Origin of the sequence: Streptomyces huasconensis (genome assembly GCF_021028635.1) — a bacterium.
In the GTDB taxonomy this organism is placed as follows: domain Bacteria; phylum Actinomycetota; class Actinomycetes; order Streptomycetales; family Streptomycetaceae; genus Streptomyces; species Streptomyces huasconensis.
The window spans coordinates 4,097,001-4,116,675 of the sequence record NZ_CP086119.1 but is presented as its reverse complement, the minus strand read 5'-3'; the positions used below and the strand labels follow the sequence as shown (position 1 = coordinate 4,116,675).

Below are 19,675 nucleotides of genomic sequence, written 5' to 3'. Positions count from 1 at the left end.
AGGGGAGCGGAGCGCGACCATGGGCGAGGTCTTCGCCGGCCGGTACGGACTGGTCGACCCGATCGGACGCGGGGGAGTCGGAGCGGTCTGGCGTGCCTGGGACCACCGGCGGCGCCGGTATGTGGCCGCCAAGGTCCAGCAACAGACCGACGCCCACGCCCTGTTGCGCTTCGTGCGGGAGCAGGCCCTCCGGATCGACCACCCCCGTGTGCTCGCGCCCGCCAGCTGGGCCGCCGACGACGATCAGGTCCTGTTCACCATGGACCTGGTCGCCGGTGGCTCACCGGCCCATGTCATCGGGGACTACGGTCCGCTGCCGCCCCGCTTCGTCTGCGCGCTCCTCGACCAGCTCCTCGCGGGCCTCGCGGCGGTCCACGCCGAAGGCGTCGTCCACCGTGACATCAAGGCCCGCCAACATCCTGCTCGAAGCCACCGGCTCCGCACGCCCGCACCTGCGGCTGTCCGAATTCGGCATCTCGATGCGCAAGGGCGAGCCCCGGCTGACCGAGCCCGACCATGTGGTGGGCACGCCGGGTTACGTCGCTCCTGAGCAGATGCTGGGCGCCGAGCCGGATTCCCCCGCCGATCTCTTCGCCGTCGGCCTGGTCGCCCTGTACCTCCTGGAGGGCGCCAAGCCGGATACCAAGGCGTTGATCGAACACTTCGCCGAGCACGGCACCCCGGGCCCGCCCCAGGGCATACCGGAACCGCTCTGGCAGGTCATCGCGACCCTGCTCCAGCCCGACCCCCCCAGGCGCGCTTCCGCACCGCCATCGGAGCGCGCAAGGCACTGGCCTCCGCCGCGGAGATGCTGCCCGATCCGGGCCCTGCCGACGAGCTCGTCGAAATCTTCGACCAACTCCCGCCGTTGCCCGTGGTCTTTGGCCTGCCGGCCCCGATGCCCCCGATGCCCCCGGTGGCCCCGACAACGCAGACGGCCTCGTGGCCCTGGCGCCACGGCCGGGCCCCGCGTCCGCGCACGTACCCCTTTATCCACATCCGGACAGCCCGAACCCCGGCCATGGGCCCGTCTCCAGCTCCAGCTCTGCCCGCCGTGGTCCCGGCGCCGGCCCTGACCGCCGTGGTCCCGGCTCCAGCTCTGGCCGCCACCGTGGTCCCGGCTCCGGCTCGAGCTCTGGCCTCCGCCTTGATCGGGGCTCCGGCCGCCGCCTTGATCCCACCCCCGGCTCCAGCTCCGGCTGCCGCCTTGATCCGGACTCCGACTCTGGCTCCGGTCGCCGTCTTGATCCCGGCTGCGGCTCTGGCTCCGGTCGCCGCCTTGACCCCAACCCCAGCCCCGGCCCCGGCCCCGGCCGGCCCTGGTCCCGACTCCGGGTCCGACCCCCGCCTTGGCCCTGATTCCGGGTTGGACCCCGGCCCTGGCCCCGAGCCCGGCCCTGGTCACGGTCGCGCCCCCGGCCTTGGCCCCGGTCGCGGCCGTGGTCCCGGCACCGACTTCGACTCCGCACCCGACCCTGGCCCTGGTCGCGGCCCCGGCCCCGGCCCCGGCCCCGGCCAAGTCTCGACCGCCGTACCAACGCCCCCATCGGCGGCGCCACTGCCGCCCCCGAGCCCGCAGGGTGCTCACCCGGAAGTCAGCCAGATGCGGGCCCCCACGCCGCCCCCATGCAGCCACCGCCGCCCGTCCTCCCCGGGCCCACCCGAGATCCTGCCTCCGCGCCCACCGCCACAGAGCCCCCGACGCCCACGCGACCTCCACTCCCCTCCACCGGCTCTGGCGCGGATACCGGCAGCTACCACCTGCCCCCGCCACCATCACACCCGCGCCCCTGCCTACACCTACGCCCACGCCCCTGCGCGTCCCCGCGCCCGACCCCACGCACGTGATCTCCCCTCACCACAACGCGGCCCACGACCCCGCGGCGCACGCCCCCGTAGTCCACGCCCCGGCCCAGCCCATGGCGTCCACGGCGGCGCAGCCTCCCCCACTTCTACTCATCCATGCACCGCTCACGCCGCTCAGGTCCCCCATCCGAACCCGGCAGTTCTCCAGCCCCTTGTCCTGGCAGCCCCCGCCCCGCAACGGCGGCCGGGTCCGCCCGCGAAGGTGGCGGTCCCGATGCTGTTCGTCGCGCTGGTCTGCCTCACGGTCGGCTTCTGGGCACTGACACGGCTCTGACAACCAGACCCCGGCAGACGACCACAGCCCCGAGCCGACTCCCCGCCCCCCACCACACGGCTCCCCTCACCAGCGCCGAGGCGGCGCGGATTCGTACGGCCCGGCTTCGTACGGCCCGGAGGTCCTGGCGGCACAAGCCCTTCACGTCCCGCCACCAGCCGCCGAGGCGGACGCCGAAGCCACCCTCCGACGAACCTCGATGGAGGCCGCCAGGAGCCCTTCTGCCGCGCCCCCCACGCCTGCCACCCCACCGCCCCATCCCGCGCCACCACATCACGCGCCCCCTCGCAGCGAACGCAGCCACCCCGACTGCCCTGCCCATGCCACGCGGACCCCACCACGAGTCCCCCATGAGCGCAATCGGGCCAACAGGCCACTGTCCGGCTCAGCGCAGCCGGGCCCACGCCCAGCCGCAACCCCGCAACCCCGCAATCCCGCAGCCCCGCAACCCCCCAACTAAATTTGCTTACGCAAGTCATTCCTTAACGTAAGCAAACCCCCCACTTCCAAAGCAGACAGCACAAAGCCCCGGCCGCGAGAGCAACCGGGGCTTGTGAAGTGACTGGTGTCGATGACTCAAGAACCCGTGGGCACGGAGTCAGTCGCCTCCGTCCACAGATCCTGCTCGGCGCGATCCGCCTGGATCTGGCGGTACACGAGGAGCCCGCCGATGGCGGCCAGTGCGACCAGGAGAAGCTTCTTCACCGCGCGACCTCGTCTTTCCTTGACGTAGGGGACTTCTGGCGCCCGACTATACACACCGATCGATATCGATCGGTGACCTGGATGCGCCCCCAACTCCCGCCCCTCACACAGCGATCAAAACGGACCCCGACCCTCCGCTCACCGCCGCCCCGCTGTGATTTTCGCCGCTCTTGCCCCTTTCTCGAGCCCCTTGGGGCCATCCGGGTGGTGTTGATCTGAACATCGGCGCCGCGCGAGCGTCGGTACTTCGTTCTCGACCCCACATACACATCATGAGGAAAGTACGCAAATCGCCCAACCCGAATTGAGGGGTCATGACCGGCAACAAGGCCATGAAGCTGTGGACCACGATCATCACCGCCTTCCTCGCGCTCTTCACCGCGCTGGGGCTCACCACGACGGCCACCGCGGCCACGGCGGTACAGGAGACCACGAACGCACGCAACGCCACGGAGTGCGCGTCGGCGCCGTTCATGACCCTCTGGACGGCCGCGTACGAACGGTCCTTGCCCCCGACGATGAAGCAGCGCATCCGCGCCGAGGCCCACGGGTCCTCGCCCAGCTGCCGGCACCTGCCCCCCACGGACACGGAAGCCGAGGCCGCGAGCGCCGCCCCTGAGCCAGGACTCGCCGCAGAACCGTAATCCGGTCGGCGACCGCCCCCAGGCCCGCCACCCAGAAACTTCCGAAGGCCCCCAGCCAACTGGTTGGGGGCCTTCGCGCGGACGGTCGGCAACCTCGTCACCGGGTGACAGCGGTGGACAGCAGAAGGCCCCCAGTCGATATCGACTGGGGGCCTTCTCAATGTGGGGCTAACAGGATTTGAACCTGTGGCCTCATCCTTATCAGAAACGGTCGGACGCCACCTGCTGCACACATACATGCAGGGCAGAGACGGTTTCTCCCACCTCAGAGTGATCGTCTGGGAGAAATATGGGAGAAAACTGCCCGCCACGAGCTCTAGAGGGCCTGGAAGCAAGGCTCCAGAAAGCAAAGAAGGGGACGCCCCCAGGCTCTCGGAGGCGTCCCCTTCTTGTCTGTTACTTACGCTCGGCCGCGAGCTGCCCCGCACGCTCCTTCAGGACCGCGTCGAGTACAGCCACCGACGAGCGCGGGCTCATGGCCAACCGGGCATCGAGCGACGCGTACCAGTTGTGGTCCAGGCCCTCCAGAAGACGGAGCCGCATCTCGTCCGAGACGTGGGAGTAACGCGCCGAGACGGAGCCATCGATGTGGCCCATCCGCTCATCCATGAGGACCTTGTGCGTACCCATCTCCTCCATGTGCATCTTGTGGGAGTGACGCTCACCGTGCGGCGTGAGCCCTGGAGCGATCGGTACCCAACAGGCCGTCGCCCGCGCCTCGGCCTTGCGTCCCTGAACCAAGGTGCCCGGCACCCACGGGTCAGCCTGGATGGGTACGAGCGACCCCGTTTTTCCCTCCTTACCTTCCTCGGGGCGGTACCTGCCGTGCGCGGCCGGATAAAAGAGGCGAGAGCCGAAGGCGGAGCGGCGCCAGTGCGCTGCAGTCTCGTCTGCGGTACGGCCCCTCATGTAGTCGAGTTCGGCAATCACCTCGATCACGCGGAGGTGGGTCTCCGGCCTTACGAGCTGCGGGTGGTTGAGCACGTTCGACACCGTGCCGGTGCTGACACCCGCGGCCTTCGCCACGTCCTTGAGGGTGGGGCCACCGCCCCGCCCCCAGCGGCGAACTGTGCCGAAGCTGTCGAAGACGAATCTCCTGCCGTGGCAGGGGCAGGGCTGCGGATGCTTCCGCGTTATGTGATCGCGGAGAAGAGCGATGAGCCATCGGTTCGCGTCGAGCGTCCGGTAGCTGTCGTCCTTCGGCGGGCACAGCTCGATGTCGCCAGAGTCCAGTTCGACGAGCTGCTGTTCCACGCGGATCGCCTCGTCCCGTACGTACGGGGTCTCCAGGCCGACCAACTCGCCGAACCGCATGCCGGTGTAGCCGATGGTGATATTGGCGACGAACTCGTCATCGCGACCCGAGAGCACTGCCATCCGCTCGGCGATGAGCAGCATGCCCAGGGGCGTAGTGGTCACCTTCTCCGGGCCGCGATGACGGACACGGCCGGCGCGGCGGCCGCGGCCGCGCCGACGGGTCGCCGGGTTGGCGTCGATCAGCCCTTCTTCCAGGGCATCCGCAAGGACGAGGTGGAGACGGGAACGGTACGTCGACACGCTCTCGCTCGCGTATCCCGCTGCCTTGATCTTCTTCTCCCACGCACTGACGTCGCGCGCGGTGATCTCCTTGAGCGGCTTGTCCGCGAACTCTGGGAGTACGTGCCCCTCGATGTCCCGCCGGTAGTTGTCCATCGTCGTGGACGCGAGGTCGAGGTCACCGAACCATCGTTCGGCGTATTCCCCGAAGGTCTCCGAGCCCAGTTCCGGGTTCTTCCAGATCTTCGCCCGGATCTTGGCCTCTTCGGCATCCGCCGCCTTCTTCGCCGCGGGCTTGCTCTTGAACTTGATCACGCTGCCGTGTTCGTCCTTGAGCGTGCCGTACTTGCCTTGTGCGATCTTGTAGCGCCCTCGGAAGTAGTTGCCGCGCTTCTCTCCGTATCCCATCTCGGCAGTGCTCCTCTTCTTACGCGGCGGCAGCGATCTGCGCCAGGCGCATGCGGCGGGGAACCCGCGGCACGAGCCGGGCCCGCTTCGACTCCGCGGAAGTACGCGGTTCGCTTCGGCGTGACCTCTGGCGTCCTACCTCCGGTTCGCGGCCTCCTCGCGTCGGCCGCTCCTCGAAGAGGCGGATGATCTCCTGGAAGTGCTCTGCGGTGAACCGGTACGTCCCGCCGGGGCGGGTGAAGGGGATGCGCTTCCGGCGCGCCTGCTCCTTCACCCACCACTCGGAGACTCCGAGAGCCTCGGCGATCTCCGCCGGTCGGTAGAGGTATGGCAGTGCCGGGCCGCCCGTGACAGTGACTGCGGTGACGCTGTGACTGGTGTGACTCGTCAAGCCTGTCCCCCATTCTCGGCGGGGACGACGTAGCCCCCGTCCTTGCGGATGAGCTGGACATCCTTGGCCATGCGCGAGCAGGTCTGACGTACGAGGTCGGGAGCGAGCCCCGTTCCCTCGGCGATCTGCTTCGGCGCGACTCCGGGGTTATCGCGGACGTAGCGCAGGATCGTCGCGCGGCTGTCGCCGATCGTGTGATCGGCAGCCGGGCCTTCTAGGAGCTGCCAGGCGCCGGCCTCCGCATAGAAGCGGAGCGCGTACTCGGCCTCGTCGACGTCGCGGCCGGTGACGTGGAGGACGCCGTCGGCCTGACCGCGCGAGCGCTTGAGGACCAGCGTGGCGTCCGCCGCGCCCGCGAGGCCGTTGGTGCCGGAGACCTCAGCGAGGAAGTCGTCCGAGCCGGCCTTTCGGACGTGGTGGACCAGGACCACGGCGATCCCGTAGTGGTCCGCGATCCGTTTCGCGTGGCCCACGGCCGCGTAGTCCGCGTCGTAGGCGGAAGACCCCGGTGCCGACGTGCCCCGCATCTTCGCGAACACGTCGATCACGATCATGCGGGCTTCCGAGTTGCGCTCGCACCACTGGGCGATGGCTTCGTTCCCGCCCTGTGGCAGCGGCGGGCAGGAGGTCGCCAGCGTCAGCGAGGCGGGCGCCGGTCCCCCACCGAGGATCTTCCGCATGCGCGTCTGCAGACGGCGGGGCGTGTCCTCCAGTGCGAGGTACAGCACGGGGCCGCCGTCCACGGGAACGCTGTCCATCGCCGTACCTCCCGCCGCGACCGAGAGGGCCAGGCCGAGGGAGAGCCAGGACTTTCCGACCTTCGGCGGACCGGCGAGGAGGTTGACGCCTTCGGAGATGATCCCCGGGACGGCCCACTTGGGCTCCGGGAACTCCGTGTTCATCAGCTCGTCGGCGGTCCAGGCCGTACGGATGCGCTGTTGTGCGGGCTGTAGCGGCCGAGGCTCCGGAGCCGGGTGTGGAGAGTACAGGTGAGGTGGCATTTCGGCGTCGTACGGTTTGTCGTTCACTTGCTCTCCGCACCCTGGTCGTTCTGTCCGGCGATCCACTTCGCCGCTGCGGCGAGGGCCTTCAAGCCCTTCTCCGCGCGGGCCCATCGGTACTTGCCGAAGCCGTGCGTACCGTCGGGCGTCGGCAACGCCACGGCCGAGTACTGCTTCCCGCCGCGCGGGCCCCGGCCTTCGCTGATTTGCCCCATCAGGTCCGCCCGCTCGACCCGCTCGACGTCGCGGCCGGTCACGAGCCACTCATGAGGCTCGTCGTCGAACCAGGTCTCTCCCGGCCACAGCAACAGACCCGCGACCTTGCGGGGCTCCTCTCCGAAGCCCACCGTCCTCGTGGTGGTCTGGAAATCGCTCCCCGCTTCGCCGCTGATGACGCGCGCGGCGTGGCAGCATCGGCAGACGACGCGCACCGTCTTGCGGGTGTAGCGGCTGCTGTGGTTGCAGTCCTCATCGGCACAGTCGTGGTTGCTGAGGGCGCCCTGGTACGACGGGCGGAAGCCCTCGTCCTCACGGATGTCGACCGTCCACGCGGGGCGGCGGCAGTCGGTATGGTGCGCCGGCTCACGCCAGCCGAAATACGTGTCCAGGACGCTGAGGTTCATGCCGCCCTCCCCTGCTCGAAGCGGCGGGGGCGACGGGCGCCGGCCCGGAAGCCAGAGGCGATCGTCCGGTTGATCTCGATCTCGCCGAGACCGACATGAACCGCGGCCTCCGTGAGCCGCTCACTCACGTACGAAGCGCTGAGCTCGCCTCCCGCGACGAGCTGCCCCAGCGCGATCGAGGCCTCGTAGAGGGCACTGTTGCGGCGGCCCACGGGGGCCCGAAGGACACGCTCCCGCTCGGCATTGACCGCGAAGGTCAGGTAGGCGCCCCGACGTCCTGCCGCGACGAGCGGCACACGTACGAGGCGCTGCTTCGGCAGCGGTGCCGGGGTGAGAAGCTTCGTCAGCCACTCGGGCAGCGGGACCACTTCGGCGTGGTTCACGACGCTGTACTCCTCGCCGCCGACGGTGCTGCCCGCACCGACCACGTAGCCGCCATTCGCCCGGGTGTCGACCTTCCACCCGAGGGCGCCTGCGGTGTTGCGCAACCGCAACTCCGCAGGCGCGGCGAAGTAGAGGTGCGTGCCACCGCTCGCCGTGCGGACCGTGTACGTGTCGACGGGCCACTCCTGGCCATGCTGCTCAGCGAGCAAGGCCAAAGCGTCCGCGCCGTCGGTTACGCCCTCCGGGGTGCCGGCAGGCGGACGGTCCTCGTCGTTCTTGGGCACGTCCAGGTCGACGACCACGAGAGCGGAGGGGCCCGTCGCAATGCCGATGTTGTAGGAGCCGGACGCCCAGCAGTGTCGGACGCGGCCCACGTCGACCGTGGCGCGGGTCTCCCACGCACGCACAGCCGGACGCTTCGCGTCAGGAATGAGCGGAAAAACGTGCCAGCCACGCGTGATCGCGTCAAAAACGGCTCGGGGCAGCGGGCAGGGGTTGGTGTGGTGCATCCTGATGGCACCTCCTGATTCCTGGTTGGGATGGGAGGACCGGAGCAGCGGGCTTCGTTGACCCGTCGGCCGCTGCTCCGGGCATATCTCAGGCAGCCTGTGCATCACTCCAGGCCGCGTATTCGGTGCGGACGTAGTCCCGGTAGTCCTCGGCGAGGACCAGGTCCCGCCCCTTGCGGCTGAGACCGCCATGCGCCACGTCGTATTCGACGAGCCATTCCGCGGCGACGTTCGCCGCGTCCTCTGCGTCGGCCGCCGCGAGCACGCCGTTACGGGCCCGCTCCTGCAGAGCCAGGCGATCGAGGAGCGCGGCCTTGCGGAGGCGGAACTCGCGGTCGGCGCTGACATCGGTGGGGTGGGAGCCGGACGCCTCAGCGATCAGGCAGATCTCCTGCGCGATCGTCGGAGCGCCGGCGTAGACCGCGTTCGGTGAGGGGCGGTTCGGGTCGGTCACTTGCTCTCCTGGGTGACGTGGTTCTTCTGAAGGCCGAGAACGACGAAGTGCAAAGCGCGCTCAGCGACTTCGCCGTATGCATACGCGGCGTCGGCCAGGCCTGCGGCGAACTTCGAGGCCTCCGCCGACTCAGGGCTGTGGCAGTCCGCGAAGTCCTCGTAGAAGGAGAAGTCCCGAGCCAGGTCACGGGCCCGGATGTGCTCGGTGAGGATCTCGCCGAGCGCGATGAGGTTCGGCCCACCGGGCCACCGCGCAAGAACAACTTCGAGGTTCGGCAGCGGTGCCGCGGGGATTCCGTAGAAGCCGTCCCGACGGGCGAACTCCAGGTGCCGGGGGCGCTGCCCCCTCGCGATGTCGGCCACCGCATGAGCCGTGCCGTACGCGTACGCCAGCGAGGTGTTCTCATACAGGGCTTTGATCCGCACCTCCGTGGAGTCGTGGATCTCTTTGAGGTTCCTGAGCGTCTCGTGGTGGGGCTGAATGAAATACCGTCCCACCACGCTCACAGCCCCCTCCACGGAATCGAGGCGAGCGGATTCGAAACTCCAGGCGGCACTCTGCGCCGCCTGGTGAGCCATGCGGTACTCGCGAGCGCCAGCACCAACGGCGAAGACGCTCTCGGTCAGGTCGTGAAACCACGCGCGGGTGGTGTCGGACATGAGGTTCCCCCTCGGATGGACACGGGCCGGGCTGTCCGTCCCTCCGCGCGGCCTCAGCCAGCGCTCGGGTGAGACCGCACCGAGATACGTCAGGCCGAGAACGGCTCGTCCGCGACGCGCTCGGCAACGGCGAGGAGCAGTTCCCGGAGGTCACTGCCGATGACGGTGACCAAGCGGTGCTCGATCGCTCGCCAGGACTCGGCATCGATGGCCATCAGCGCGGCTATCGCCGTCGCGCCCTTGCCCTCCTCGATCGCGGTGAGGGCATCACGGAGTTCGCCGGAGGCCATGAGGGAGATGTGCGGAGAAGCCAATGGGGTGTGGACGGTCATGAGGAACCCCTTCTGTGCGTGTCACATCTGCTGCTGGATGGTCTCGATGACGTCGGCGGTCAGGGAGTTGATGGGGCCCGCGAGCCCGGTGGACGCGAGGAAGAAGCCGAACATCACGGCGATGAAGGCGGAGCCGTAGCCGAGCGAGCTGTTGCGGAGCAGGACGGCCAGGAGGATGCCGAAGAAGAAGACGAGCGAGATGGTCACGGCCATGTCGTGGCTCCCTTGGACGGAGTGGGCGAGGGACCAGTGGGCGCCGGCCCGGCGCCCGGGCAGGACATGAGGAGAGTGGCGAGCAGGAATCCGAAGAGCGCCATGTAGAGGACGGAGCGCGTCATTGGCTCCCCTCGCGGTAAATGCGGTGGGCACGGTTGAAAAGCCACCGTCCGACTCGTATGCGCTTGCCGTGGCCGTGGCAGCGGCGGCACTGCTTGCCGCGCTTCAGGCGGCCGTTGCGGTTCTGCTGCCTCAGGAAACCGAAGCCGCGGCACTTGCGGCAGTTGGCGAAGGGGCTGGCCGCACAGATCAGCGCGTAACCGAAAGTGACCACGAGCAGGCAGGCCATAGCAGGGAACGTGAGGGTCATGAGGGGCCCTTCCAGTGGGCTTTCAGGGGTTTTCGCTGGTGAGGTGCTACGTGCTAGATAGCTGGTGAGGGGCTGCTTACGGTGCTAGCGGTGGTGCTACCGGTAGCAGGGCACCCCGCTACCGGTAGCACCCGTTCTCAGCTAAGCGGCGCCCCTTGATCCGTCACGCTCCGCGATTGCCTTGCTGACGTCGGCACGGACGATGCCGCGCCGGGTGGTGCGCTCTCCCTCGTCGGTGACCCCGGCGACGCCAGTGGTCTTGATGCCGTGGGGTTTGAGCGCGAGAGTCACGTTCTCGCCCTTCCAGCCCCCGTAGACCTCGGGCCGGAGTTCGGCGAGCCGAGCGGCGATCCGCTCGTTCCACACGCGCTCCTCGGAGACCGGAACGACGGCGGCGACATCGCCGAGCAGGTCGTACGACGGTCCCGACGGCGTCTCGCTCTCCTCGCCGAGCGCGATGCCGGAGAGCCTGCGTTCGGCCTTGCGCAGCGCGAGCGCCCGCTGAGCGATGGCCTCCGTCGCCGGATCGTCCAGATATGCGGTGCGGACGACGGTCGGTACTGATGTGGCTCCGACGAGGTAGCCGTTGCCCGCGTCGCCCTCGGGCCGGAAGGCAGTGGCGCGGATGCCGTTCTTGTACGCGGAGGTACCGAGGATCATGTCGTTCTCGATCTGGCCTGCCACCCGCAGACAGAACCGGATCGAGACGTTGCCGCTGACGCCCGTCGGGAGCGAGTCCTTGTCGGGCCGCTGCGTGGCGAGGACCAGGATCACGCCGAGCGCGCGCCCCAGCTTGATGACGAACTCGGCGTCTTCTCCGGCCTGCTTGCCGTACTCGGGGTGAGCGAAGAGGTTCTGGCACTCGTCGAACACCGCGAGCAGCGGCCACAGCTTCAGCGAGCGCTTATTGGCGATCTCGCGTGTGATCCGCTTGTCCGGGCACAGGTCGCGCGGCAGCTTCTTCATCGCCGCCGCTCGGCGCATGACCTCTTCCCGAAGCAGCTTCAGGGAGTCGGCCGCGTACCTGATCGACTCGTCGTCGATACCGGAGACGAACCGGTGCGAGACGCACTTGAGGGCATCCAGGTCGCCGGTTCCCTTGTTCTCGTGGAGCCACAGTTCCACGGTCGGGTCGAGGGCGGCGCCGCACGCGATCACGCGGACGGACGCCGTCTTGCCCTGGCCGGGCAGGGAACCGATCAGCACGTTGTGCTGGATCAGCGGGACCACCTGGCCACGGCCCCGCGGGTCGATACCGAACGGGTTGCCCTTGAAGATGTCGTGGCGCTTGGCGTTGGCAAGCTGCCACTTGACGAAGCCGGTCTTCGAGAGATCCCTGTCGCCGACCCACAGGACGAGCCGCCCTTCGTGGATTGACGGATCGGCCTCGGGCCAGACACATCCCAGCGGGCGGCGCAGGCCTGAGGCGAGTCGGCTCCGGCGGTCGGCGACGTCGGCCACCGTCACGCCGAGCGGCAAGTCGATGTCCGCTCGCCAGCCAGGACCTTCGCGAGTGATGGGGGCGACAAACGTGATGCCGTCCTCTCCCTTGGCCACCGCGCTCGTGATCTGGCTGATGCCGATCGAGGCCATGGCCCTGACCACGATGTCGCTGGTCAGCCTCTGCACCTCGGCCTTGATGACCGCACGGGTTGCGAGCGGCGCATCCGCCGGCGCTCCCTTCCAGCCCAACCAGCACACCGCAAGAACCCCCACAGCCAGTCGGGTCGTGAATGACGCACCGAAGATCAGGTACAGGACCGCCGCGACCGTGATCGGGAGCCCGAGGAGGACGAGCAGCGTCCGAAGCCGAACCCGGCGATCACGCTGACGCGAGAGCTTCAGGTACAGCTCGGTGTTCTCGCGGCGGGCCTCGGCCTGGCGGAGTGGGTCCCCCTCAGCGTCGCGCGCCCAGCGTCCGAGCCGACCGAGGGTGTTGAGGAGCCCTCGGGGCGCCCGCCACACCAGCTTGGGTACATAGAGGAACGGAACCCGTACCGCGTGGAAGGCCACGGTGTGCCCGGCATGACCGGCGAGCCACCCCATGGCCTCCTTGAACTCCCGGGCCGACCTCGCCCATGCCGGGATGATGTCCAGGCGCTTGGAGTTCTTGATGCGGTCGATCAGGCCAGGGCCTGAGTCGACCGGCGCGGGATCATCGACGATCGTCGGCCTCGCACCCGTTTCTCCGCCCCATGACGGATCGTCGGCGGTGCCGTGCACGGCCCCTGTGGCGCGGGCAGCCCGCGCCTTGTCGAAGTTCAGCACCTCCCCCTCCGCGCTGGTGTCGGAGGGTTTCTTCATCTCTGCTTCCAGACGTGCGAACAGCTCGTCCGTCTCGGGCTCTTCATCGCCCTCGTGCTTCACTGGCACTTCCTTCCTGCATGGGAGGGATCTGCCGACGCCCGGCCCTACCGGCCAAAGCAGTGGCCGGGCGTCGGTGGTAGGAGCAAGGCTGAGAACGCCGACGTCAGGTCGGCGACGGTTCATCGGCCCCGGGCTCGGTGGCGCCGTGGCCGTTCACGACGACGAGTTCACCGCGCGATGGGCGCGGGCCCCGTTCCTCGTCGAGCTTCACGAAGACGCTGTGTACGTAGCTGGGGGCGCGGGTCGCGAGGCGAGCCGTATCGCGAACGCTGAGGCCGTTGGCCCACCCGTCTTCGATCGCCGACCGGGCCTCGTCGGCACTGAGCTTCGAGGCCTCTTCGGCTTCTGCTGTGTCCACCTCGTCGACACCGGGGTGTTCAGGTGAACGCTCGCCGCTGTCCACCCCCTGAACTGGGGTGACGTCAGCGAAAAGCAGCCGCGGGTTGGCCTGGCTGCGGATATTCGCACTGGCCCTGACCATCTGCTCTCGCGTCTGAGTAGCGAGCGCCGATGCCGCGGGGTCGGGCCTAAGCCCCTCTCCCCACGGCGACGGGAGTTCGACGGTCGCGAGCCCGGCAGCATGGCGCCGCGCCGCGAGCTGATCGAGGAGCTTCTGACGTTGTTCACCGTTCGCGCCCACATCGGCGCGAGCAACGGCGGCGGAGAGGGCGCGGGTCAGATGCTGCCCCCACAGCCTGCCCCGTTGCTCTGGCGTCTTGGCGGCCAGTCGCTCGGCAAGCTTCACAGCCCGCTCAGTCGCTCGGTCCCGGGTGATCTTGGCAGCGTCCCGATCGCGTTCAGTGAGACCGAGTCGGGAGAGGAGACGCTCGCGTGCTTCACGACCGAGCATGGCGAGGAGCCCGTTGGACTCGGCGCCGGGCTTGCGGTGCCGGAGATCGATGCCCATGGCCAGGTGCCACAGGAGAGCGGCCATGACCGGACCGACGAAGGCACGAACCGTGCCGCCGATCACTCCCGACTCGGCATACGCCGGGATGATCTGAACCCCGGTGATCACCCAGACGAGGACGCCAGGAGCGCCCGGCGTTCCATTCGGGCCGTTCAGGTTCTGCCGCGCGAGGAGCGAGTTGGCAAACAGGGCCAGCTCAGCCGCTGCGAACATCGCGACGCGCTCGGCCGTACTGCCCATGTCCAGGTAGTGGGCGGCGAATCGCCACGACGTGTCTGAGGAATACGCGGTGCAACCGAGTGCGGCCAGCCCGGCAACCCAGATCGCCGGCGGTGCCATACGGCGCATCCGTCGCGCTCCCAGCCACGTGAGCCAGGTGAGGAGGACGAGCGCACCGAGGGCGAGGTACTGCGTCGCGGGGCTCAGGGAAGGAAGGTGCAGGCCGTGCATCACGCCGCCTTCTGCATCTTCCGCAGCCGCGGGCTGTTGATCTGCTTCCGCAGGTTCGCGACGACGACGAGCTGAGCCGCGTACGCCGCGTTCATCCGCTCGATCTCGTCGTCCCGGCCTGCCTCCAGGAGCTCACTGAGCACTTCCCTGGCGACCAGCTCACGCGAACGGCGCTGCTCGTCCGTCTCGCCGCGCGATCCAAGGAACAGGTCGCGGAAGTCGTCCTCGGTGTCCTCGCTGAAGAACAGCTCATGCAGCTCGCGGGGGATGGCGATGTCGACCCCGCCGGCCAGCTCGATGAGCTCGCCGACGGTAGCGGCCTCCTGGTCGCCGATGTACATACGCATTGATCTCTCCAAGTCCTGGTCGGGATGGGAGAGCCAGCGCGGTGGGCTGATTTGACCCGTCGGCCACCGTGGCTGGCTGAAGTGTGGGAAGTGCTCAGATGCGGAAGCGGCGAGGGCCGGTCAACCGGCGGTAGCACCGGAAGCCGGACTCGAAGAGCTCGTACGCGCCGACGGACGCCATGAGCGTCAGCAGCCAGCTGCCACCCAGCGACTGGACGGAGTGGCCCGCGATGTACGCGGCGAGCAGCGCGATGAGGAAGAAGGAGATCGCAACGACATGAAACCGATTCGTTGCGGGCCGGGTGTGGCAGCTGACGATCTCCAGGTCATCAGCGGGGACCGGGCGGGAGAGCCCGCCCGAGATGTTCACGACCACGCGCCGGTCCACGTTGATGTCGATCCGTGCGACGGTCCCGAGCGCCATGTCCGTGCGGTCCCGGACGACGTCACCGATAGCCAGCCGCATCAAGGCCTCCTTATAGGCGAAGGGGATGGTCCGGCTTCTCCGTTCCGCCGTTGCCACGGTGGAAGCGGCCCCGAGCCGGAGGTTCGGGCGCGTCATCGTCACTGCTCTGACGCCAGCAGGGCGGCGCGCATCGGGTGGCGTCCCACGGGCTGACCTCCAGAAATGAAGGGATGATCCCGAGGGGCGTTCTCCAGAGCCGATGCGCGGGGAAGTGGCCGCCGACGGCCCTCACCCCGGCCGCCTGGGGAGCGGGGACTCGCACCCCGCTGGCTTGTCACGCTGTTGAGTTCTGAAGGCTCGAACGCTCCCTCCGTACTCGCCCTCGCGGGTTTTCCGTCGGCACGCAGCCCCTCAAGAGGTCTTGTCCTCTACACCTCTTTAGGAGTTGCCAAGACTATGGGGTAGAACACCCGCGCTCGTCAAGACCTCTTTAGGAGTCGTATGCTGAAGACGTCGAACGACAGGACGGTGAGCTCAGGTGGCAAAGGCCTACGAGAAGATCGCGGATGACCTCCGCGAGCAGATTCGCGCAGGTCGGTACGCACCTGGCGATCGTCTGCCGTCCGAGGCCGACCTCATCAAGAGCAGCGGGCGGAGCGGGCCCACCGTGCAACAAGCCCTGCGTGTCCTCCAGGCCGAGGGACTCATCGAGAAGCGACACGGTGTCGGCACGTTCGTGCGCCAGCCGCGCACTCGTGTCCTCCGCCACAACGCGCGACACCAGTGGGAGAAGGACCGGGCCCGCGCCCCCAAGAAACAACGCCTCGAAACGGGCGCGACCGAACACGACACCGGCCTGGAGATCAACGACCTCGTCTTCCACGCGTCATACCGGGAGACCAAGGCCACCAAGGACATCGGCGAGGCGATGGGCGTCCCCGAGGGTACGCCGCTGGTGGAGCGCACCTACCGAACCCGGTACAGCGCTGAGCGCAACCCCTTCAACTTGGTGACGTCATACCTGATCAAAAGCCTTGTCGAGGCCAACCCGGACCTCTTGGACGAGACGAAGGAGCCCTGGCCCGGCGGCACCATGAACCAGCTCCACACGGTCGGCATCGAGATCGATCGCATCGAGGAGCGCATCACCGCCCGCCCGCCTTCTTCCGAGGAAGCCGAAGAACTCGGCCTGCCGCCTGGCACAGCAGTGCTCGTGCTCCGCAAGACGCAGTACGACATCGAGGACCGCGTCGTCGAGATGTCGGACATCACGATCCCCGGGGACCGCACGGAAATGCTCTTCACGACTCACTTGGAAAGGTGGTGAGCCGTGAGCCGGCGCATCATCATCGTCACGGCCGTACACGCCCCGTCGGCACACTTCCTGCCGGACGCATACAAGTCGCTGTGCGATCAGGAACTGCCGGACGGCTGGGACTGGCACTGGCTGATCCAGGAGGACGGCCAGACGGACGGGGTCAGGCCGTACGTGCCGGAGGATGAGCGCATCACCTTCCGCCAAGGGCGCCCCGGCGGCCCCGGCGTCGCCCGCATGATGGCGCTCGCCAACGCCGACGGAGAGTACGTTAAGGTCCTGGACGCGGACGACCAGCTCGCTCCTGGCGCTCTCGCTCGCGACTTGGCGGCGCTCGAAGCCGACCCGAGCCTTGGTTGGGCGACCTCCCGAGTCCTCGATCTCCTGCCGGACGGATCGACCGTGGGCTTCCCCGGTGATCCCGACCACGGGCCGATCGAGCGCCAGGCCGTCGTCGACTACTGGGCATCGCACAGCTATCGCGCCCAAGTCCACCCGGCGACTCTCTTCGTCCGGCGAGACCTGCTGCTCGCGGTCGGCGGATGGATGGCGCTGCCGGCCTCCGAGGACACCGGCCTCCTTCTGGCCCTCAACTCCGTTGCCCGCGGCTGGTTCTCGTCCGAGGTCGGACTCCTCTACCGCAAGTGGGAGGGGCAGGCGACCGGCCAGGCCGCCCACGTGGACACCACCGAACGCGATGCGCGCATGGCCGTAGTGGAGGCGCGGGCCCGCGCCCTCGACTACTTCCAGTGGCGCTACCCGGTCGGCGACTGACCGACCGGCAACTCATACACAATCTCGCAGAGCGTGGACGGGACGACGATGTCCGCCGTCTCAACGGCCCGCCCATCGTCGCCGTAAAAGGTCCGCTCGATGCGGGTACAGAGAGCTCCGCGCTGAACGCCGAGGAGGTTCGCCTCCTCGGCGTTCGTCTGTCCGGGCTCGGACCGCTCCTGGACTCGGGTAACCGTGATGCCGATCTCGGCCATGCGGCGCACCACACCAGCCCCGGCCAGCGGGCCGCCGTCGGGCAGCACGACGAGTGAGCCCTTCGTGACGTCGTACGGCTCCCAACTCGTGGTCAGGTAAACGGGCTTGTCGTCCATCAGATGCTCGTAGGCCGTGCGAACGCAGTAATCCCCCTCGGCGATACCGAGCCGCGCGGCGATCCTCGCCGGGGCGGGCGTCATGACGTCACTTCGCCCCTCCCAGGTCTCGCCCTCACCGAGCGCTCCCAGGTCAGGCCCTCCGAGTCCGAGGTCTGCCACCCGCTTCGCCGCGTGGAAGCGAACCATGCGCCGGCGCTTCCGCTGCTCAGCGACATAAGTCCCTGATCCCGCGCGGCCCTCCAGCACACCATCGGTGATCAGCACTTCCTGCGCTCTCCGGATGATCGCGTCGCTGACGCCGTACTCCGCCGCGAGCGCCGCGCGAGACGGGAGTTGTTCGCCAGGTGCCCAGTCATGCCCAGCAACACGCTGCCGTAGCTCATCGGCGATCCGAAGGTAAGTCGGCTGCTCTCGCATATGGAAAATCTAGTCCACCACCTCTAATCTAGACGTCCAGCTTCAACCTGGACGTCTAGATGAGTCAGCGGGACCGCCTAGTACCGGAGGAACGTCCTTGTGCTCTGCAGAGGTACGAGCAGAAGAGCTCATGGCCGGCCTCACGGCCGCTGGGTTCAGCCCACGTCGGTACGACCGCGGCGAGTACGTCGTCGTGGAGACGGAGGTGACCAGGCTCCTGCCTGCCGAGGACTGGAAGCAGCTGTACGAGCTGCTCGCGTCCGTCGCCAGCTGGGGCGGCAAGTGGGGGCTCGTCAGCACGAAAGGCAGCCGGATCGCCCACGCCTCCATCAGAAAGGTTCCCGCGGCATACAGGCGTCGGGGGCCACGGCCTTCAGCTTTAGGGAGCTGATCAGCGTGTTCAACGGAAATCACCGGGCTGCACCACTGACTGGACAGCGAGGGGTACGCCCAACGTCGCGGCGCGCCGCGGGAGTTGCAGCATGACGTACCCGAAGCATGCGGCACTCAGTCAGACCGTCGAAGTGACGGCCCGAACGATTCTGCCTGGCGACGTCCTGAACATCGGCGGCCAGGCCTTCGAGGTCCTGAATCTCATAGAGCTGCCCGCCCAGGGAAAAGCGTTGCGCTTCACCACGGGCGAGGTCCTGAACATGCACTTCAAGACGCGGCTGACCGTCTTTCGGACAGCCAGAAGGTGGTGACCGCGGTGGCTCAGAACCGTCACGTCCATATCGCGAACGACTTGCGCCGACACATCAAGTGCGGCACATACGCACCCGGTACTCCGATCCCCGCCGAGTCCGCATTGATGGAACAGTACCGAGCCAGCCGACCGACGGTTCGGATCGCTCTGGCACAGATCGAGAACGAAGGTCTGCTGATCCGTATTCACGGGCGTGGCAACTTCGTGCGGCACCAGCCGGGCCTCGTCACCTACGACACCGCGAGCCGTGTGGCGGGCGGCTGCGCGGTCATGGATACCGCGCTGCAGGTCAGCGTGAGCAAGCGGGCCACCAAGGCCAAGGACGATGTGGCTGCGAGTCTCGGTGTGCCGGTGGGCAGCGTCCTGACCGAGTACCGCTACCAGGGGCATTACCTCACGGACCCGTACAGCTTGGCCCTGATCTACGTTCCCCACGCGGTTGCCGTACTCGAAGCACCGACGCATTGCGCCACGCCGACCGGCGAGGACATCAGAGAGGCTCTCTCGCGGGCCGGCGTCCACGTCGTCGAAACGCGGACGCGCGTGGTCTCTCGCCTCCCGAACCAGGAGGAGACGAAGACCTTGGCCATCGGGGCCGGAGCTCCACTCATGGAGATCCAGAGAGTCTCCGTGGACGCCGAGTCTCGCATTGTCGAACTAGCCCGCATCGTCCTACCGGGCTTCAGCGCAGAGGCGGTCTTCACCGAGTCGACCCGGACACGGGAGTTGGAGGCGGCCTGATGATCTATGACGATGCGGGCGCCCTGCAGGAAGAACAGGAAGTCTCGACCCGTGCAGGTCAGCTTCGTCTCCTGACATGGCACGGCCCCAACGGCAACCGCTGCTACCTCAGTACTGACGACGAGGCCCACAGCACGGTGGCACGTCTCGCGAACGACATCGAGGAAGCGCAGACTGCCACCGCGGAGAAGCTTCTGGAGGCCGCCAAGGAAGTTCTCAGTGACCCACGTGCCGACGCCCAGGTTCTCCGGTTCGCCCTTAGTCGTGTGAGCGAGGCCCTTGCTGACGTCTTGCTCGTAGCTGAGAGCCGTGGCGAACGACTTCCTGGCCTGCGATGCGGCAAGGCGCGCGACGAGCCAGAGGAGAAGGACCCGACGCTTCCGGTGGAGCCCTTCTGATGGCCACGTCGACGAGCCCGGAGCGAGTCAGTCAGGAATTGGCCTGGCGATGCGGCCTCTGTGCTGGGCATCGGGAGGTCTGGTGTCCGGAGTGCTTCGGCTTCGATGGGTGCGAGGTCTGCCATCACAGTCGGCGC

General features: G+C 68.1%; 22 protein-coding genes and 1 pseudogene. 7 read left to right on the top strand and 16 right to left on the bottom strand.

The window, feature by feature from the left end; translation table 11 throughout:
* Positions 1 to 19 precede the first annotated feature (19 nt).
* A pseudogene (locus tag J2N69_RS18820) lies at positions 20 to 895 on the top strand (serine/threonine-protein kinase); the annotation flags it as partial.
* 1,821 nt (positions 896 to 2,716) lie between these two features.
* Here J2N69_RS18820 and J2N69_RS18815 read toward each other — a convergent pair.
* Positions 2,717 to 2,845: a DLW-39 family protein gene (locus tag J2N69_RS18815; RefSeq protein ID WP_003999697.1), complete on the bottom strand. Its 129-nt coding sequence runs from the start codon at positions 2,843 to 2,845 to the stop codon at positions 2,717 to 2,719.
* A 314-nt stretch (positions 2,846 to 3,159) separates the two neighbouring features.
* Between J2N69_RS18815 and J2N69_RS18810 the strand changes: the two genes are divergently transcribed.
* Positions 3,160 to 3,489 (top strand): DUF6344 domain-containing protein, encoded by a 330-nt coding sequence (locus J2N69_RS18810; RefSeq protein WP_230901820.1) that lies wholly within the window; start codon positions 3,160 to 3,162, stop codon positions 3,487 to 3,489.
* A gap of 396 nt (positions 3,490 to 3,885) precedes the next feature.
* On the opposite strand, the gene J2N69_RS18805 is transcribed toward J2N69_RS18810, so the two are convergent.
* The 14 genes from J2N69_RS18805 to J2N69_RS18740 all read right to left on the bottom strand — a co-directional run bounded on the left by J2N69_RS18805 (position 3,886) and on the right by J2N69_RS18740 (position 14,912).
* The gene (locus tag J2N69_RS18805; RefSeq protein WP_230901819.1) at positions 3,886 to 5,433 is read right to left on the bottom strand and encodes a LacI family DNA-binding transcriptional regulator; all 1,548 of its coding nucleotides are present in this window, start codon (positions 5,431 to 5,433) and stop codon (positions 3,886 to 3,888) included.
* Positions 5,434 to 5,452: 19 nt separating this feature from the next.
* Entirely contained in the window at positions 5,453 to 5,824 is a 372-nt protein-coding gene (locus tag J2N69_RS18800) for a helix-turn-helix domain-containing protein (protein ID WP_230901818.1), read from the bottom strand.
* Positions 5,821 to 6,852 (bottom strand): AAA family ATPase, encoded by a 1,032-nt coding sequence (locus J2N69_RS18795; RefSeq protein ID WP_230901817.1) that lies wholly within the window; start codon positions 6,850 to 6,852, stop codon positions 5,821 to 5,823. Before J2N69_RS18795 ends, J2N69_RS18800 begins: the two co-directional genes overlap by 4 nt.
* Entirely contained in the window at positions 6,849 to 7,448 is a 600-nt protein-coding gene (locus tag J2N69_RS18790; RefSeq protein WP_230901816.1) for a hypothetical protein, read from the bottom strand. The genes J2N69_RS18795 and J2N69_RS18790 overlap by 4 nt, the downstream gene beginning before the upstream one ends.
* Entirely contained in the window at positions 7,445 to 8,341 is an 897-nt protein-coding gene (locus J2N69_RS18785) for a bifunctional DNA primase/polymerase (RefSeq protein WP_269075616.1), read from the bottom strand. Before J2N69_RS18785 ends, J2N69_RS18790 begins: the two co-directional genes overlap by 4 nt.
* An 88-nt stretch (positions 8,342 to 8,429) precedes the next feature.
* Positions 8,430 to 8,795 carry a hypothetical protein gene (locus J2N69_RS18780; RefSeq protein ID WP_230901814.1) on the bottom strand — a complete coding sequence of 122 codons (366 nt, stop codon included), beginning with the start codon at positions 8,793 to 8,795 and terminating at the stop codon, positions 8,430 to 8,432.
* Positions 8,792 to 9,454, bottom strand: a complete 663-nt coding sequence (locus J2N69_RS18775; protein WP_230901813.1) for a hypothetical protein — start codon at positions 9,452 to 9,454, stop codon at positions 8,792 to 8,794. The genes J2N69_RS18780 and J2N69_RS18775 overlap by 4 nt, the downstream gene beginning before the upstream one ends.
* Before the next feature lie 89 nt (positions 9,455 to 9,543).
* Positions 9,544 to 9,786, bottom strand: a complete 243-nt coding sequence (locus tag J2N69_RS18770) for a hypothetical protein (RefSeq protein WP_230901812.1) — start codon at positions 9,784 to 9,786, stop codon at positions 9,544 to 9,546.
* 21 nt (positions 9,787 to 9,807) lie between these two features.
* Positions 9,808 to 9,999 (bottom strand): hypothetical protein, encoded by a 192-nt coding sequence (locus tag J2N69_RS18765; protein ID WP_230901811.1) that lies wholly within the window; start codon positions 9,997 to 9,999, stop codon positions 9,808 to 9,810.
* Positions 10,000 to 10,120: 121 nt separating this feature from the next.
* On the bottom strand, positions 10,121 to 10,372 hold the full coding sequence (locus tag J2N69_RS18760) for a hypothetical protein (protein ID WP_230901810.1): 252 nt from the start codon (positions 10,370 to 10,372) through the stop codon (positions 10,121 to 10,123).
* A gap of 141 nt (positions 10,373 to 10,513) precedes the next feature.
* The gene (locus tag J2N69_RS18755) at positions 10,514 to 12,739 is read right to left on the bottom strand and encodes a P-loop NTPase family protein (RefSeq protein WP_230901809.1); all 2,226 of its coding nucleotides are present in this window, start codon (positions 12,737 to 12,739) and stop codon (positions 10,514 to 10,516) included.
* Positions 12,740 to 12,842: 103 nt separating this feature from the next.
* A complete protein-coding gene (locus J2N69_RS18750) occupies positions 12,843 to 14,099 on the bottom strand; it encodes a hypothetical protein (RefSeq protein WP_336298598.1) in 1,257 nt (418 codons plus the stop codon).
* Positions 14,099 to 14,446 (bottom strand): hypothetical protein, encoded by a 348-nt coding sequence (locus J2N69_RS18745; protein WP_230901808.1) that lies wholly within the window; start codon positions 14,444 to 14,446, stop codon positions 14,099 to 14,101. Before J2N69_RS18745 ends, J2N69_RS18750 begins: the two co-directional genes overlap by 1 nt.
* Positions 14,447 to 14,540: 94 nt before the next feature.
* Positions 14,541 to 14,912 (bottom strand): hypothetical protein, encoded by a 372-nt coding sequence (locus J2N69_RS18740; protein WP_230901807.1) that lies wholly within the window; start codon positions 14,910 to 14,912, stop codon positions 14,541 to 14,543.
* A 478-nt stretch (positions 14,913 to 15,390) separates the two neighbouring features.
* Between J2N69_RS18740 and J2N69_RS18735 the strand changes: the two genes are divergently transcribed.
* Complete coding sequence (locus tag J2N69_RS18735) at positions 15,391 to 16,179, top strand: GntR family transcriptional regulator (protein ID WP_230901806.1); 789 nt, start codon at positions 15,391 to 15,393, stop codon at positions 16,177 to 16,179.
* Positions 16,180 to 16,182: 3 nt separating this feature from the next.
* On the top strand, positions 16,183 to 16,941 hold the full coding sequence (locus J2N69_RS18730) for a glycosyltransferase family 2 protein (protein ID WP_230901805.1): 759 nt from the start codon (positions 16,183 to 16,185) through the stop codon (positions 16,939 to 16,941).
* On the opposite strand, the gene J2N69_RS18725 is transcribed toward J2N69_RS18730, so the two are convergent.
* Positions 16,923 to 17,693, bottom strand: a complete 771-nt coding sequence (locus J2N69_RS18725) for a GntR family transcriptional regulator (RefSeq protein WP_230901804.1) — start codon at positions 17,691 to 17,693, stop codon at positions 16,923 to 16,925. The genes J2N69_RS18730 and J2N69_RS18725 overlap by 19 nt on opposite strands.
* 482 nt (positions 17,694 to 18,175) lie before the next feature.
* On the opposite strand from J2N69_RS18725, the gene J2N69_RS18720 reads away from it, so the two are divergent.
* From J2N69_RS18720 to J2N69_RS18710, 3 genes are read left to right on the top strand one after another with little or no spacing between them, the layout of a single operon-like run.
* Positions 18,176 to 18,397, top strand: a complete 222-nt coding sequence (locus J2N69_RS18720) for a hypothetical protein (protein ID WP_230901803.1) — start codon at positions 18,176 to 18,178, stop codon at positions 18,395 to 18,397.
* A 5-nt stretch (positions 18,398 to 18,402) separates the two neighbouring features.
* Complete coding sequence (locus J2N69_RS18715; protein ID WP_230901802.1) at positions 18,403 to 19,140, top strand: GntR family transcriptional regulator; 738 nt, start codon at positions 18,403 to 18,405, stop codon at positions 19,138 to 19,140.
* A complete protein-coding gene (locus J2N69_RS18710; protein WP_230901801.1) occupies positions 19,140 to 19,538 on the top strand; it encodes a hypothetical protein in 399 nt (132 codons plus the stop codon). Before J2N69_RS18715 ends, J2N69_RS18710 begins: the two co-directional genes overlap by 1 nt.
* The last annotated feature ends 137 nt before the right edge of the window (positions 19,539 to 19,675 follow it).